10 protein-coding genes are annotated in these 14,752 nt (G+C 72.3%); 8 read left to right on the top strand and 2 right to left on the bottom strand.

Annotated features, from left to right (window positions below; translation table 11 throughout):
* Window positions 1-254: 254 nt before the first annotated feature.
* Window positions 255-1,802: an MFS transporter gene (locus ACFYW5_RS29180; RefSeq protein WP_389420074.1), complete on the bottom strand. Its 1,548-nt coding sequence runs from the start codon at window positions 1,800-1,802 to the stop codon at window positions 255-257.
* A 184-nt stretch (window positions 1,803-1,986) separates the two neighbouring features.
* Here ACFYW5_RS29180 and ACFYW5_RS29175 point away from each other — a divergent pair, with 184 nt between their 5' ends.
* From ACFYW5_RS29175 to ACFYW5_RS29165, 3 genes are all read left to right on the top strand, one after another.
* Complete coding sequence (locus ACFYW5_RS29175) at window positions 1,987-2,610, top strand: TetR/AcrR family transcriptional regulator (protein ID WP_389420073.1); 624 nt, start codon at window positions 1,987-1,989, stop codon at window positions 2,608-2,610.
* 82 nt (window positions 2,611-2,692) lie between these two features.
* A complete protein-coding gene (locus ACFYW5_RS29170; protein ID WP_389420072.1) occupies window positions 2,693-3,394 on the top strand; it encodes a ribonuclease HII in 702 nt (233 codons plus the stop codon).
* Between the two features lie 68 nt (window positions 3,395-3,462).
* Complete coding sequence (locus ACFYW5_RS29165; RefSeq protein WP_389420071.1) at window positions 3,463-4,101, top strand: hypothetical protein; 639 nt, start codon at window positions 3,463-3,465, stop codon at window positions 4,099-4,101.
* A 290-nt stretch (window positions 4,102-4,391) separates the two neighbouring features.
* Here ACFYW5_RS29165 and ACFYW5_RS29160 read toward each other — a convergent pair whose 3' ends face one another.
* On the bottom strand, window positions 4,392-5,018 hold the full coding sequence (locus ACFYW5_RS29160; RefSeq protein WP_389420070.1) for a hypothetical protein: 627 nt from the start codon (window positions 5,016-5,018) through the stop codon (window positions 4,392-4,394).
* Window positions 5,019-5,454: 436 nt separating this feature from the next.
* Between ACFYW5_RS29160 and ACFYW5_RS29155 the strand changes: the two genes are divergently transcribed.
* From ACFYW5_RS29155 to ACFYW5_RS29135, 5 genes are all read left to right on the top strand, one after another.
* Window positions 5,455-7,614 (top strand): RecQ family ATP-dependent DNA helicase, encoded by a 2,160-nt coding sequence (locus ACFYW5_RS29155; protein WP_389420069.1) that lies wholly within the window; start codon window positions 5,455-5,457, stop codon window positions 7,612-7,614.
* Between the two features lie 142 nt (window positions 7,615-7,756).
* Window positions 7,757-9,205 (top strand): DUF4192 domain-containing protein, encoded by a 1,449-nt coding sequence (locus tag ACFYW5_RS29150; protein ID WP_389420068.1) that lies wholly within the window; start codon window positions 7,757-7,759, stop codon window positions 9,203-9,205.
* 427 nt (window positions 9,206-9,632) lie between these two features.
* Window positions 9,633-11,807, top strand: coding sequence for a glycogen debranching N-terminal domain-containing protein (locus ACFYW5_RS29145; RefSeq protein WP_389420067.1), 2,175 nt, complete (start codon window positions 9,633-9,635; stop codon window positions 11,805-11,807).
* A 231-nt stretch (window positions 11,808-12,038) separates the two neighbouring features.
* Window positions 12,039-12,797, top strand: a complete 759-nt coding sequence (locus ACFYW5_RS29140) for an NUDIX domain-containing protein (protein WP_389420066.1) — start codon at window positions 12,039-12,041, stop codon at window positions 12,795-12,797.
* Between the two features lie 134 nt (window positions 12,798-12,931).
* The gene (locus ACFYW5_RS29135; protein ID WP_389420065.1) at window positions 12,932-14,731 is read left to right on the top strand and encodes an ATP-binding cassette domain-containing protein; all 1,800 of its coding nucleotides are present in this window, start codon (window positions 12,932-12,934) and stop codon (window positions 14,729-14,731) included.
* Window positions 14,732-14,752 lie beyond the last annotated feature (21 nt).

The raw sequence follows: 14,752 nt of genomic DNA, 5'->3' as shown, positions 1-14,752 counted from the left end.
CACCACCCCCCGGATCATCAACCGCAACAAGGGGGGGAAGTCATGCCGGACCCGAAGGCCGGAGGCCCCATTGCGGAGCCACGAAGAAGGTAACGCGGGGGGTGGACAGGTACGTGGTGCTGGTGCTGGTGCTGGCGCTTCGGTTGCTGGTGCTTCGGTTGCTGCGACGAGTGCGGATGACCGGGCCGTCGCCCTCGCCGTCGGTCCCCCGGGCGAGGTCCGGCCATCCGCGGTCCCATGCGGCGCCGGCCGGATCAACCGGCCATCGGGCCCGCCGTGCCGGCCAGGGCTTCCAGGTCGCTCTTGCGGACCTTGATCACCAGCCATGCGGTGGCCAGGGCGAGGACGCCCATCGCGGCGGCCGCCACGAAGCCCATGGAGATGCCCTGCGTGAGCACCGCGTGCCCCCAGGGGCCGGGCATCTGGTGCGTCTCGGCGAACTGTGCCTTCTGCTCCGGCGAGGCCTCTGCCATGAACCGCGGCAGTTGCTTCTCCGCCTCCTCCTTGCTGGCGGAGCCGAACACCGTGGTCAGGATGGACAGACCGAGCGCCCCGCCCACCTGCTGGGTGGTGTTGAGCAGTCCGGAGGCGGCACCGGCCTCGTGCTGGGCGACCCCGGAGACGGCGGTGATCGTCAGCGTCACGAAGTTCAGCCCCATGCCCAGGCCGAACAGCAGCATCGGCCCCAGCACTCCGCCCACGTAGGAGCTGTCGGCGCTGATCAGTGCCTGCCAGGCCAGTCCGATCACGACGAGCGTCGAGCCGGCCACCATGAAGGGCTTCGGGCCCAGCACCGGCAGGAACCGCTGCGACAGACCCGCGCCGATGGCGATCACCACGGTCACCGGAAGGAAGGCGAGGCCCGCTTCGATCGGGGTGTACCCCAGCACGTTCTGCACGAAGAGCACGATGTAGAAGAACATGCCGAACATCGCCGCTGCCAGGCTCAGCATGATCACGTACGTGCCGGAGCGGTTGCGGTCGGCGAACATCCGCAGGGGAGTGATCGGCTCCTTGGCCCGCCTCTCGATGAACGCGAAGGCCAGCAGCAGGACCACCGCCGCGACGAAGGATCCGATGGTCAGGCTGTCCCGCCAGCCCTCGTCGGCCGCCCGGATGAAGCCGTACACGAGGGACGCCATGCCCAGCGTCGAGGTCATCGCGCCCGTGATGTCGAAGCGGCCGCTGTGCCGTTCGGATTCGTTGATGTAGAGCGGGGTCAGGACGGCGATCAGGATGCCGATCGGCACGTTGACGAAGAGCACCCACCGCCAGTCGAGCCATTCGGTGAGCATGCCGCCGGCGAGCAGTCCGATGGCGCCGCCGCCCGCGGAGACCGCGGCGAAGACGCCGAACGCCCGGTTGCGTTCCGGGCCTTCGGGGAACGTCGTGGTGATGAGCGCCAGCGAGGTCGGCGACGCGATGGCGCCACCCACGCCCTGCAGCACGCGCGCCGCCAGCAGCTGCCAGGGCTCCTGGGCGAGGCCACCGAGCAGCGAGGCGAACGTGAAGAGCAGAATGCCGGTCATGAAGACCCGGCGGCGACCGAGGATGTCGCCGGCCCGGCCGCCGAGCAGGAGCAGACCGCCGAAGGTCAGCGTGTAGGAACTGACGACCCAGGTGAGGTCGGTGGTGCTGAACTTGAGGGCGTCTTGAATGTGCGGGAGTGCGATGTTCACAATCGTCGCGTCGAGGACCACCATGAGTTGGCAGGCCGCGATGACGGCGAGTGCGATGCCGGGACGGCCCGGCCTGCGGGCCGCACCTGGTTTCTGGTCCTGAATCAACTGAGAGGTTGTCACTATGGGTCCCCCACAAAGGCGTTAGTGAACGCTCGCGTTCACTGTCGCGTCAACGGTAGTGAGTCCCCAGTAGTGAACGCAAGCGTTCACTCAGCTTGTCGCCGCGTGGCGTTCCCCCTGTCGCTGCCGCGCGGTCTTCCTGAATCCCCTGAAACACCCGCTCCCTTGTTCGCTGGAGACGCTGATGGTTACCTCGCGCTGGACGGCCGCCCCCGCTCAGGCGGCCTCGATGCGCCGGCGCGGCGCCGTGCTGGAACGCGCGATCCTCGACGCCACGCTGGAACAGCTCAGTACGGTCGGCTGGAACGGCCTCACGATGGAGGGTGTCGCCGCCGGCGCCCAGACCGGCAAGGCCGCGGTCTATCGCCGCTGGCCGTCGAAGGAGGACCTCGTCGCCGACGCGCTGCAGGCCGGGCTGCCCCGGATAGAGGCGGTGCCCGATCTCGGCAGCGTGCGCGACGATCTGCTCGCGCTGTGCCGTATGGCGCGGGACGCCATGTACTCGCGCCCCGGTTTCGCCCTCCGTGCGGTCATTCACGAATGCGACCAGGTTCAGGCGGAGCGGTTCCACAGCGTGATCTACGACGGTGTCGTGGAGCCCACCCTCAAGCTGATCCGCGAGGTCATCACCCGTGGAATAGAGCGGGGAGAAGTGCGCTCCGACGCTGCCAACGGATGTGTCTTCGATGCGATCCCGGCGATGATGATGTACCGCTCCAAGATGCGCGGAAGTGAATGGGGCGATGACGAACTGGCGGAGTTGATCGATCAGCTGATGATGCCGGTGCTCCGGCCGAGCGGGGGCTGAGCGGCTGGGAAGCGGTGCCTGGAGCCGTCAGGGGAAACCGGGGTACCGCCCGGTGATCCGGGCGGCGTACGCTAAGGGCGCCATGCCGTACGAACCGCCTACTCACACCGTCGAGCGCTCACTCCGCGCCACGACCGGAGCGAAGATCATTGCCGGTGTCGACGAGGTGGGGCGCGGCGCCTGGGCCGGCCCCGTCACCGTCTGCGCGGCGATCACCGGACTGCGCCGGCCCCCCGACGGTCTCACCGACTCCAAGCTCCTCACCCTCAAGCGGCGCACCGAACTGGCCGTGGTGTTGAAGGCATGGGTGACGTCGTACGCCCTGGGGCACGCCTCGCCGGAGGAGATCGACGATCTCGGGATGACGGCCGCGCTGCGGCTGGCCGCGGTACGCGCCCTGGAGGCGCTGCCGGTCCGTCCCGACGCGGTGATCCTCGACGGCAAGCACAACTACCTCGGGGACCCGTGGAAGGTCCGCACGGTGATCAAGGGCGACCAGTCCTGTGTGGCGGTCGCGGCGGCCTCGGTGATCGCCAAGGTTCAGCGCGACAAAATGATGGCCGAACTGGGTATCGACCATGCAGACTTCGGTTTTGCGGACAATGCCGGGTATCCGTCGCCCGTGCACAAGGCCGCACTGGAGGAGCGGGGACCCACCCCGTACCACCGCTTGTCGTGGGCGTATCTTGATGCGCTGCCCCAGTGGCAGCACCTCAAGAAGGTCCGCAGGTGGGCGGAACGGAGTGTTCCGGAGATCGAGGGGCAGCTCGGCTTCGATTTCTGACCGTTCTGTTCGCACTCATGTGCCACCCGTTCACGTGAGCCGCACCAACGTTTGATAAATATCAGCCCATGCCTCTCATTCCCGAGGAGCCTCAGATTCACGAGAGTGCCCAGGGTCCCCGCGCCACGCCGGCCAGTGGCCGCACCGCGCCGACCCCCCGCCCCGTACCCGGTCCGCGTCTCGCGGCTCCGTCGCGTCCCGGCCGCCCCGGGCCCCCGCGGCCCACGGCGCCGGCGCAACGCACGCCCCGTGACGTGCCCGCGGCCAAGCCCGGACCGGCCGGTCCGGCTGCCCCCGTCCCCGCACCGGCTGCGGCGACTCCGCAGATCCAGCTGATCCCGGCCTCGGCCGAGGGTGCGCTGGACGCTGCCGAGGAAGCCGTCGACCTGCTGCTGGAATCGGGCCGTTCCCCTGGTGACGTCCTGGTGATCACCACCGGCGAACAGCACCCGTGGGCCGCGCACGAGCTGTCCTTCGGCGAAGCCTCCTACTGGGCTCAGCACGACGCGGGCGACGACGTCTTCTACGCGGACGCCGCCACCGTGAGTCGTGCCGCCTCGCGCCCCGTCGTCGTGGTCGCCGTCAACGGCGGATCCGACACCGCTGCCGCCACCGCCCTGCCCCTGGCCCTCGGCCGGGCCGGCGCCCTGCTGATCGTCTGCGGCGACCCGCAGCAGATCAACTCGGTGCTGGGTGCGGGCGTCTGAGCCGCCTCCGGTTTCCTCCGGAGGCGGGTCCGCCGGGGTGTCGCCGCGGCGCGCGGCGGTATCGGCACGGGGTGGGCTTCGGCGTGCGCGGGTGAGGGCTGGCTCGGCTCCAGCCGTCGCCATCGGGTCTTCCGGCCTGAGCGTTCATGGGCGCCCCTAGGGTCCGGCGTCATGTGGCGTCTTGTGGGGCGCCCGGCGTCTTGTGGGGCGTAAGAGGGCACGTGCGTCAGGTACAGGCCGTTGTGGGCGGAGAAACGTTCCGCCCTCGGGGAGGCTCTCCTCGGGGAGGCTCAGCGAGCCGCCGCACGGCGCAACAGTTCCGAGGCGCCGCCGCCGGTGCGGGGGAGCGGGGGCGGTGACTCGGAGGTGGCGAACGGCTCCGGTATGGAGTCGACGCTGGGGCGACGGCCGCCGCGCCCCTCACCGAGCACCTGCCAGCCGTCCCGGGTCAGCGTGATGTACGCGCCGCAGCGCAGGCCGTGCAGAGTGCAGGCGTCCCGCAGGCCCCACATCCATGCTCCGTCCTCCGGCGTCCAACGCGCGTCTCCGTCACGGCAGTAGAGCAGGACGGCGGTGCGCACCGGGGTGCGGCGGCGCAGGTCGTGCGGGATGATCCGGCGCAGCTGGTCGAGCAGGACGTTGCGGAACATCCAGCCGTCGGCCGGGGCCGGCCGGCGGGTGAACGAGGCACTTGCCAGCAGCCGCTCGTCCGGATCCAGGACGGCCACGATCGCCGTCGCGGGCCGGGGGTGGTGCCGGGAGTGCAGTCCGCTGACGACCTCGCGGGGATTGCGCAGCAGGGGGATTCCGGCGGCGGCCCACTCCGCGGGCTCCAGCACGCGGCCCAGCGAGGTGGCGGACAGATCGTTGGAGGTCGACGTGGATGCCGCGGGGGACGGAGCGAATCCGAAGGTCACGGTCCTCCCTTCGGCTACGCGCCCACACTGCGGGCGGGGTGGAATCGGGGGAGCGCACACCGCGGCGGAGCCCTGCCGGACCACGGGCGAGCCGTGCGGGGAGCGGACTTCAATTCTTCCTGTCGAACTGGGTTGCGGCAACGAGCAATTGGGGCGACCGACCGATATAGGACGGCGTGCGTCTTATATCCCTACCCATTGCGTCACCTGGTGACGCGTGGGGTGCGACGCTCTTTGGAGGTGAGGGGGCGCGCGGCGGCGGTACAGGCCACTCTGCGCGCCGTACGACGCCATGACCCGCTGGTTACCAGCCTGGGGCGACACGTCGGTCGTGTCCACCGAGCAGTGATGCTTCGGCACGCGCGCGGGGCGGTGGGAAGCGGCCGGGCACGGGCTGCGGTGGCTGACTGTCAGTGCTATCAGGTTGCATGGGGGTATGGACGAACTGGAACTCCGTGCCGAAGCCGATGCCATCCTCGGTCAGCTGGTCGGCGACCGGGACAGAACGGCCCGCCTGCGGGAGGACCAGTGGCAGGCGGTCGCCGCCCTGGTGCGCGAGCACCGGCGCGCCCTGGTGGTGCAGCGCACCGGCTGGGGGAAGTCGGCGGTCTACTTCGTCGCCACCGCCCTGCTGCGCAAGCGCGGCGCGGGTCCCACGGTGATCGTCTCGCCCTTGCTGGCGCTGATGCGCAACCAGGTCGAGGCGGCGGGGCGGGCCGGCATCCGCGCGCGCACCATCAACTCGGCCAACCCCGAGGAGTGGGACACCATCCAGGAGGAGGTCGAACGCGGCGAGACCGATGTGCTCCTGGTGAGTCCGGAGCGTCTCAACTCCGTCGACTTCCGCGACCAGATGCTGCCCAAGCTGGCGGCTACGACCGGTCTGCTCGTCGTCGACGAGGCGCACTGCATCTCCGACTGGGGACATGACTTCCGCCCGGACTACCGCAGGCTGCGGGCGATGCTCGCCGAGCTCGCACCCGGTGTCCCCGTGCTGGCCACCACCGCGACGGCCAACGCGCGCGTGACGGCCGACGTGGCCGAGCAACTGGGCACCGGCGCGGGCGAGGCCCTGGTGCTGCGCGGCCCGCTGGAGCGGGAGAGCCTGCGCCTCGGTGTGGTCCAACTGCCCGACGCCGCCCACCGACTGGGCTGGCTCGCCGAGCACCTGAACGACCTCTCCGGGTCCGGGATCATCTACGCCCTCACCGTGGCCGCGGCCGAGGAGGCCACCGCCTTCCTGCGGCAGCGCGGCTTTGCTGTCGCCTCCTACACGGGCCGCACGGAGAACGCGGACCGGCTCCAAGCCGAGGAGGACCTGCTGGCGAACCGGGTGAAGGCACTGGTGGCGACCTCGGCGCTCGGCATGGGCTTCGACAAGCCTGACCTCGGCTTCGTGGTCCACCTCGGCTCTCCGTCCTCGCCCATCGCCTACTACCAGCAGGTCGGACGGGCGGGCCGAGGCGTCGCCCACGCCGACGTCCTGCTGCTGCCGGGCAAGGAGGACGAGGCCATCTGGCGCTACTTCGCCGACACCGCCTTCCCGCCCGAGACCCAGGTCCGCCAAACCCTCTCGGCGCTCGCCGGGGCCGGGCGCCCGCTGTCCGTACCCGCACTGGAGGCGGCCGTGGACCTGCGGCGCAGCCGCCTGGAGACCATGTTGAAGGTGCTGGACGTCGACGGCGCGGTGAAGCGGGTCAAGGGCGGCTGGATCGCCACCGGAGCCGACTGGGTGTACGACACCGAGCGCTACGCCCGCGTCGCGCGCCAGCGGGCCGCCGAGCAGCAGGCCATGCGCGAGTACGCGAGTACGACCGGCTGCCGGATGGAGTTCCTGCGGCGCCAGCTGGACGACGAGGGTGCGACCGCGTGCGGCCGCTGCGACAACTGCGCGGGACCCTGGGCCGACCCCACGGTGACGGCGGAGGCGCTGACAGGCGCGGCCAAGGAACTGGACCGCCCCGGCGTGGAGGTCGAACCGCGCCGGATGTGGCCCACGGGGATGCCCGCCCTGGGCATCGAGCTCAAGGGCCGCATCCCCGCCGGAGAGCAGTGTTCCACCGGACGCGCCCTGGGCCGGCTCTCGGACATTGGCTGGGGCAACCGCCTGCGGCCACTGCTGGCCGAGCACGCGGCGGACGGCCCGGTCCCCGACGAAGTTCTGCGGGCGGCGGTGTCCGTGCTCGCCGACTGGGCACGGTCCCCCGGCGGTTGGGCATGGGGTGCGGCGGACGCCCCGCCCCGGCCGGTGGGAGTCGTCGCGGTGCCGTCCCTGACCCGTCCGCGGTTGGTGGCCACGCTGGCCCAGGGGATCGCTGACATCGGGCGGCTGCCGTTTCTCGGCACGCTGACCTACACCGGCCCGGGCGGCGCGCATGCGGTGCGGCGCAGCAACTCCGCGCAACGGCTGAGGGCACTGTCCGGCGCGTTCACCGTGTCCGGGGAACTGGCGGAGGCGCTGGCGAGCTCTCCGGGCCCGGTGCTGCTCGTGGACGACTACACGGACTCCGGCTGGACACTGGCGGTCGCGGCCCGTCTGCTGCGGCGGGCGGGGAGCGGGGAGGTGCTTCCGCTGGTGCTGGCCGCGGCGGGCTGAGCCTGGTCGGGCTGAGGTCCGCCGGACCGAGCTCGCACGGCAGTCGAGGTCGGGTCTGCGTTCCTGACGCAATTGCCATGTCCCTGCTCGGAGTTATCCACAGGCTCAAGCGGAGATTCGCAATCCGCGAGATCGTCAGGGCATGACGAATCACGGCGAAAACGCTGGAAACACCGAGAACGGCGACTTCGTGGGGCACGAGACCCATCCCACCGACCAACTCGCCTGCACCGCTTACGAAAACCACGGGGGCGACCGGCAGGTCACCCTGCGCACCCCCGCCGAACTGGCCGACGCGCTGCCGTATCTGCTCGGATACCGGCCCGAGGACAGCGTCGTGCTGGTCGCCCTGCACGACCGCGACGGCCGCGGCCGCTTCGGCGGACGAGCCCGGCTCGGCATCCCCACCAACCCGGCCGACTGGCCCTCCGCGGCACGACAGTTGGCCCAGGGTCTCGTCACCGGCAGCGAACGCCGGGGCACCCGACCCGAGCAGATGGTGGCCTACGTCTGCAAGGAGCCCGAGCCGGGCGAGACCGGCCGACAGGTCATGGAGCGGCTACGGCCGCTGGCCCAGAAGCTGCGCACCGAGTGCGGCCACCTCGACGTACCCGTGATTGAGGCCCTCTGCATCTCCGAGGGCCGCTGGTGGTCCTACTGCTGCGGGAACGAAGGCTGCTGCCCGTCCGACGGCACCCCCATGGGCCTGCCCGGGACCTCCGTGCTTGCGGCGGCCGCCACCTATGCCGGACTCCAGGTGCGCGGCACCCTGCGCGAACTGCGGGCCCGGCTCTTCCCCTGGGAGGCCCCGGCCGCTGCCCTGGAACAGGAAATCGCCCTCGACACCGCCGGTATGGCCCTGGTCCCCCGGATCCTCGACGAGACAAGCCGAGGGGAGGTTGCCGAGGAGACCCTGACACTGGCCGGGCGGATCATGGAACGCCTCGCCGGGGCATCCCCCGTCTCAGGCACCCTCACCGCGGATCTCCGCGACGACCAACTGATCACCCATGACGAGGCGGCCCTGCTCATCCTCGGCCTCCAGGACCGCACCACGCGCGACTGCGCCGCCGAATGGATGGAGGGCGACGAGGCCACCCACGCCCTGCGTCTGTGGCGGGCACTGGCCCGCCGCTGCGTCGGCCCCTACGGCGAGCACGCCGCGGCGCCGCTCACCCTCGCCGGGTGGGTCGCCTGGTCCACCGGTGACGAACTGGAGGCCCGCGAGGCCCTCGCCATGGCCCTCGGCGCCGACCCCGACTACCTCTTCGCCCGCCTCCTGCACCAGGCCTGCAACGAAGGGCTCGACCCCGAGTCCATCCGCCGCTGCCTGCGCGCGGCACGCACCGACCGAGCCCCCACGCAGACCACCGCCGAGCCGGCCCGCAAACACCGTGCGCGTGCTGCCACTTCAACCGCCGGGGCCTCCTCGGGACCCGCCGGCAGGGCCGGCCGCCGACCGGGGACCAGGGTCCCGGGTCCGCGCACCCCGGTCAGTGGCACGCATCCCGGCTCGGGCCGAAAGCCCCGCACCACCCGAGCCCAGGGGAAGCGGCGTGACGCGGGCAGGGAGACGGAGGGGGAGTCGTGACGGCGGGCGGGGTGGAGACCGGGGCCGAGGGGGAGCCGTGACGGCGGGCGGAGTGGACACTGGGACCGAGGGGGAGCCGTGACCGCGAGCCGCGTGGACACCGGGACCGAGGGGGGGCGCGTGACCGCGAGCGGCGACGCGGACAGGAGGACAGAGGAAGTCGGGGGCCGCGAGCAGCGAGACGCAGGGGGAGTCGTGACCGCGAGCGACGCGAACACAAGGGCCCAGGGGAGCCGTGACCAAGAACGACACGCCCCCTCCCACCCCCATTCGGCCGCCCCGAGCGTGACCCCGAGGAGCGTCCCCCGTTCACCTGAGTGGCGGAACACCCCCACACGCCGTGCCGCCGACCTGCCCGGGTATCCCCGGATCCCCCACCCGGCGCCGAACACGCCCCAGGTCCACAGAGCGCAGAGGAAGCCGCCCCATGCACCAGCCGACTCCGCCCTCCGCCGCCGACCGCAACCGCCCACCCGCGGCCCGCCCGCCCGAACCCCCCTTCGGCCCGATCCACCTCGCACCACCGCCCCACACAGCCGACGCCGCGTCGGGCACCCCCCGGCAGACAGCCGGCTCAGTCGCAGGCGACCCTCGAACCAAGGCCCCCGCCCACCCCCCGCACTCCACCCACGCCCCGCACCCCCACCGCCCCACCGACCTACCTCCCACCCACACCGCCCTGATCTGCGTAGCCCTCCCCGCTCTCGCCATCTCCACCGAACAGGGCCAGCTGATCGGCCGAGGGCTGGAAGGCTTCTACCGAGCGGGACGGCGCCTGCTCTCCCGATGCCAGGTACGCGTCGCCGGACGCGAACCCCTCCCCGTGCACGCCCGGATGACCGCCGCGGACCAAGCTCGTTTCGTCGGCACCCTCCGCGCCTCCCCCGACGCGGGCCCGGACCCCGACATCGTCGTCGAGCGCGTCCGTCACGCGGACGGCACCGAGCGGATCACCCTGCACAGCTCCGCCCCGCGCCCCCTGCGCCTCCCGGTCGAAGTCGCCCTCGGCACCGACCTGGCCGCCCTGGGAGCCATCGCGGCCGGCACTACCGGCCCCGAACTGCCCGCCACCGTCCACGACTCCGGCCTGCGCTGGACCTGCGCCTCCGGCAACGCGGCCGTCACAGCCCACCCCCCGCCCACCGACGCCCTGGCCTCCGCGGGCCTGCTGCGCTGGGAGTTCGAACTGCCCCCCGGCGGAAGCGCCCATGTGGAACTGCGGGTACGGTCCGACGGAGCAGGCCCGCTCCGCACCGTGGGCCGGACATCGGCGACGACCCCGCTGGCCCCCGCCCGGGCCTCGGGTGACCACTCCGGCGTCCAGCCACTGCTGCACACCTGCGTCGAAGACCTCCAGGCCCTGCTGCTGCGCGACCCCGCCCACCCCACCGACATCCACCTCGCCGCCGGAGCACCCTGGCGCTGCGGACTGGCCCCCGCCGAAGCCCTGGCCGCCGCCCGGATGACCCTGCCCCTCGGCACCCGGCTCGCCGCGGGCACACTGCGCACCCTGGCCCGCACCCAGCTGCCCGGATCCGGACCCCGGTCCGGCATGATCCCCGGGCCGCGCAGAGACGCCGGCCCCCACCTGCCACCGAGTTGCACGGCCACCGAAGCCACCCTGCTCTTCCCGGCCCTCCTCGCCGAAGCCCACCGCTGGGGACTCCCCGAGAAGGACACCGAGGAACTGCTCCCTGCCGCCGAGAACTGCCTGACCTGGCTGCGCAGAACCGTGGGCGACGACACCTACCTCCGCGACCCCCATCCCGGCGGACCACAGCGCTGCGAAACCCAGGCCCACGCCCACCGCGCGGCGCTGCTCGGCGCCGCACTGCTCGACACCTTCGGCAGACCGGGCGGCGCCGAGCTACGGCACTGGGCGAGGAGTCTGCGGACGGCGTTCCAGCGGGAGTTCTGGATCGACGACCTGGGCGGAGGCCGACCCGCGGGTGCCCGCTCCCCGGACGGACGGCTCGTACCGCACCTGGGCTCCGCCACCGTCCACCTCCTCGACACCGGCCTGCTCGGCGGAGGCGAACAGGCACCCGGGCTGCTCGACAAGGTGCAGACCGAACAGCTCGCCCGACTCCTCGGCGGCCCAGCCATGGACTCCGGCTGGGGCCTGCGCGGGCTCGGCGCCAAAGAGGCCGGGTTCAACCCGTTCGGCCACCGCAGCGGCGCCGTACGGACCCACGAGACCGCCATCGCCGTAGCGGGCCTGATCGCCGCAGGCTACGAGAGGGAGGCGACCGGGCTGCTGCGCGGCGTCATCGCGGCCGCCGAGGCATTCGGCCACCGGCTGCCGGAGATGTACGGCGGACAGCAGCGCACCGACGCCGGCACTCCCCTCCCGCACCCCGCGGCCTGCCGACCCGCCGCCACCGCCGCGGCGGCCGGAGTCCTGCTGCTGACCACCCTCGCCGGTATCCGCCCCGACGCCCCCGCCGGCACGGTCACCCTCCGCCCCGCGGCCGGCGCACCCCTCGGCGAGATCGTCCTCACTGGACTGCGCGTCGCGGGCGCCCCCTTCTCCGTACGGGTGGGTCGGCTCGGCCTCGCCATGGTGGAGGAGGCCGCCGACGGCCTGCAACTGGGAGTGTGACCTCGTACGACAGCCCACCGGAAACAGCGGACGCAAGACCGATCACGGACAAAACCGATCAGGGGACAGACCAGCGAACGACACCCGCGACCCGGGTCACTGATCGAACCCGATCAGGGAAGCGACCGCCGAGCGACACCCGAAAGACCGATCACCGATGGAACCCGATCAGCCGCCCCTGCGGCCGGCGAAGGGAGTGTTTATCGTCAGGAAGACGACTATGATCGCCGCATGCCCTACGACCCGTCAGCCTTTCCGCCCTTCGCCGTCACCGTGGACCTGGTCGTGCTGACCGTGCGCCGCCATGCCCTGTGCGCGCTGGCGGTCCGCAGGGGCGAGCCGCCGTTCCAGGGCCGCTGGGCCCTCCCCGGTGGATTCGTCCGGGCCGACGAGGACCTGGCACAGGCGGCGGCACGCGAACTGGCCGAGGAAACGGGCATGCGCGCCCACGACGCCGCCGTACCCGTCCCGGACAACGGCGCCCACCTGGAACAGCTCGCCACCTACGGCGACCCCAAGCGCGACCCGCGCATGCGCGTCGTCAGCGTCGCCCACCTCGCCCTCGCCCCCGACCTGCCCGCCCCCCGCGCGGGCGGAGACGCCAGCAACGCCCGCTGGGCCCCGGTCGAGGAACTGCTCCAGCAGGACGGCTACGGCCGCGAGGACGAACCCGTCGCCCCGCTCGCCTTCGACCACGCCCAGATCCTGGCCGACGGCGTCGAGCGCGCCCGCTCCAAGATCGAGTACTCCTCGCTGGCCACCGCGTTCTGCCCCACCGAGTTCACCGTCGGCGAGCTGCGCCGCGTCTACGAGGCCGTCTGGGGCGTGGCCCTCGACCCGCGCAACTTCCACCGCAAGGTGACCGGCACCCCGGGCTTCCTCGTCCCCACCGGCGGCACCACCACCCGCCAAGGGGGACGCCCGGCGCAGCTCTTCCGGGCCGGCGGCGCCACCCTCCTCAACCCCCCGATGCTGCGCCCCGAAGTCTGAGACGAGCCCCGGGGCTCCAGCGGCCCGGGTCCGCACACGAACCACGAACAAGGATCCGAGCACACCGACTGCCGCTCGGGCAACGGGCCTTGCGGTGCCCGAAAAACCGGACATAGCGCGCTATCTTGCATCGGGTGATCCAGGCCTTCGGACTGACCAGCGACCCCCGCAAGGAGCTTCCGCCCGCCGTCGACGACGTCTCCTTCGAGGCACACGCGGGCCGTGTCACGGCGCTGCTCGGCGCCCCCGGCGCGGGCAAGACGACCGCGCTCAGACTCATGCTCGAACTCCAACAGGGCCGCGGGCTCACCTACTTCAGAGGCCGCCCCCTGCACCGCATCGCCCACCCCTCCCGCGAGGTGGGCGTACTCCTCGGGGATGTGCCGGGCCATCCCGCCCGCACGGTCCGCGGCCACCTGCGCATGCTGTGCGCCGCAGCCGGCGTCCCCGTCCGCCGCGCCGACGAAGTCCTCGAAGTCGTCGGCCTGGTCAGCCTGCGCGACGAACGGCTCGGCACCCTGTCCCGCGGTATGGACCGCCGCCTCGGCCTGGCCTGCGCCCTGCTCGCCGACCCCCACACCCTCGTCCTCGACGACCCCGCCGATGGACTGTCCGCCCGTGAGAGCCGCTGGCTCCACGGCCTCCTGCGAGCCCACGCCACTCAGGGCGGCACGGTCCTGCTCACCACCGCCGACCCCAAGGAAGCCGCACGCACGGCCGACCGCGTCATCACCCTGGACCAGGGCCGGCTCGTCGCCGACCAGGACGCCGCCGACTTCGCCCGCACCCGCCTCCGCCCCCGTGTCGCCGTCCGCACCCCCCACGCCGCCCGCCTCGCGGCCCTCATCGCCAAGGGCGCCCGCACGGCACAACGCTCGGTGGAAGTCGTCCGCGAGGGCGGCAACCGCCTCTCGGTGTACGGCAGTACCTGTGCCGACATCGGCGAACTGGCCTTCCGGCACGACGTCCTCGTGCATCAACTCGCCGACGAGGTAGGGGACATGGGGCCCGGAGCGGCGGCGAGGGAGGAAGCGGCCGACGCCGTGGGGGAGACGGAGGCTGCGCAGGGATCCGGCGAGGAGCGGGACACCGGCCCCACCGAGAACGGTCCGGGGGCCCCCTCCCCCCTCCCCTCCCTCCCACCCCCCATCTCCGTCCGCCCCGCCCCCTCCCCCCTGCGCCCCCTCCGCTACGAGATCCGCCGCGCCGCGGGCGTCGGTACCGGGTTCCTCACCGCTGCCGCCGTCCTCGTCGTGTCGGCCCTCACCGCGCTGGTGCTCGCGCGCATCGGGCACACCCCGCAGGCCCGGCTGCTGGCTGCCTGGCCGCGGGAGCTGCCGTTGCCGCCCGCGGCGCTCGGGGCCGGGTTGCTGGGCGCGCTGGCCTTCGGGGACGAGTTCCGCCATCCCGCGCTGGCGGTGGACCGGGGCACCGTGCCCCGCCGGCTGGGGCTGCTGGCCGCCAAGCTCCTCGTCTCCGGGGTCACCGCGCTGTCGCTGGCTTGTCTGACGGTGGGGTGCGATGCCGAAGTGCTGTACCTCGTATACGGACGGGAGGTGGCGGAGGTTCCCGCGGACTGGCTGTCGCTGGGGGTGAGTTGGATCGGACTGGTGGTGGGGTGCGCGTGGGCCGGTGTGCTGGCCGCGGGGGTGTTCCGGTCCACCAGTGCCGGGCTCGCCGCCGTGGTGGCGGTACCCATGGTTGTCGTACCGCTGGTGCACAAGGTGCTGGAGGGGCCCGCGGTGCGATCGGCGGCCGGATTTCCCTTGCGGCTCAGGGAAGTGCTGCTGATGCAGTGGCCCTTCGGGGGAGAGCGGTATCTGGCGGCCGCGGTACGGGTGGTCGCCCAACCCGTGGGTGGTGCGCTGATGTTGTCGCTGACCGCACTGTTGTGCGCGTATCTGCTCACGACCCTGCGCAGCAAGGTCCGATGACGACCGTCCGCCCGCTTTCAG

This window comes from Streptomyces sp. NPDC002779 (assembly GCF_042888685.1).
Taxonomy (GTDB): domain Bacteria; phylum Actinomycetota; class Actinomycetes; order Streptomycetales; family Streptomycetaceae; genus Streptomyces.
Note: the sequence above shows the minus strand (reverse complement) of the source record. Positions and strands in the feature narration are given on the sequence as shown.

Coding starts and splice junctions, on each gene's coding strand:
- ACFYW5_RS29175 (WP_389420073.1), top strand. CDS start 1,987: ATGGTTACCTCGCGCTGGACGGCCGCCCCCGCTCAGGCGGCCTCGATG.
- ACFYW5_RS29170 (WP_389420072.1), top strand. CDS start 2,693: ATGCCGTACGAACCGCCTACTCACACCGTCGAGCGCTCACTCCGCGCC.
- ACFYW5_RS29165 (WP_389420071.1), top strand. CDS start 3,463: ATGCCTCTCATTCCCGAGGAGCCTCAGATTCACGAGAGTGCCCAGGGT.
- ACFYW5_RS29155 (WP_389420069.1), top strand. CDS start 5,455: ATGGACGAACTGGAACTCCGTGCCGAAGCCGATGCCATCCTCGGTCAG.
- ACFYW5_RS29150 (WP_389420068.1), top strand. CDS start 7,757: ATGACGAATCACGGCGAAAACGCTGGAAACACCGAGAACGGCGACTTC.
- ACFYW5_RS29145 (WP_389420067.1), top strand. CDS start 9,633: ATGCACCAGCCGACTCCGCCCTCCGCCGCCGACCGCAACCGCCCACCC.
- ACFYW5_RS29140 (WP_389420066.1), top strand. CDS start 12,039: ATGCCCTACGACCCGTCAGCCTTTCCGCCCTTCGCCGTCACCGTGGAC.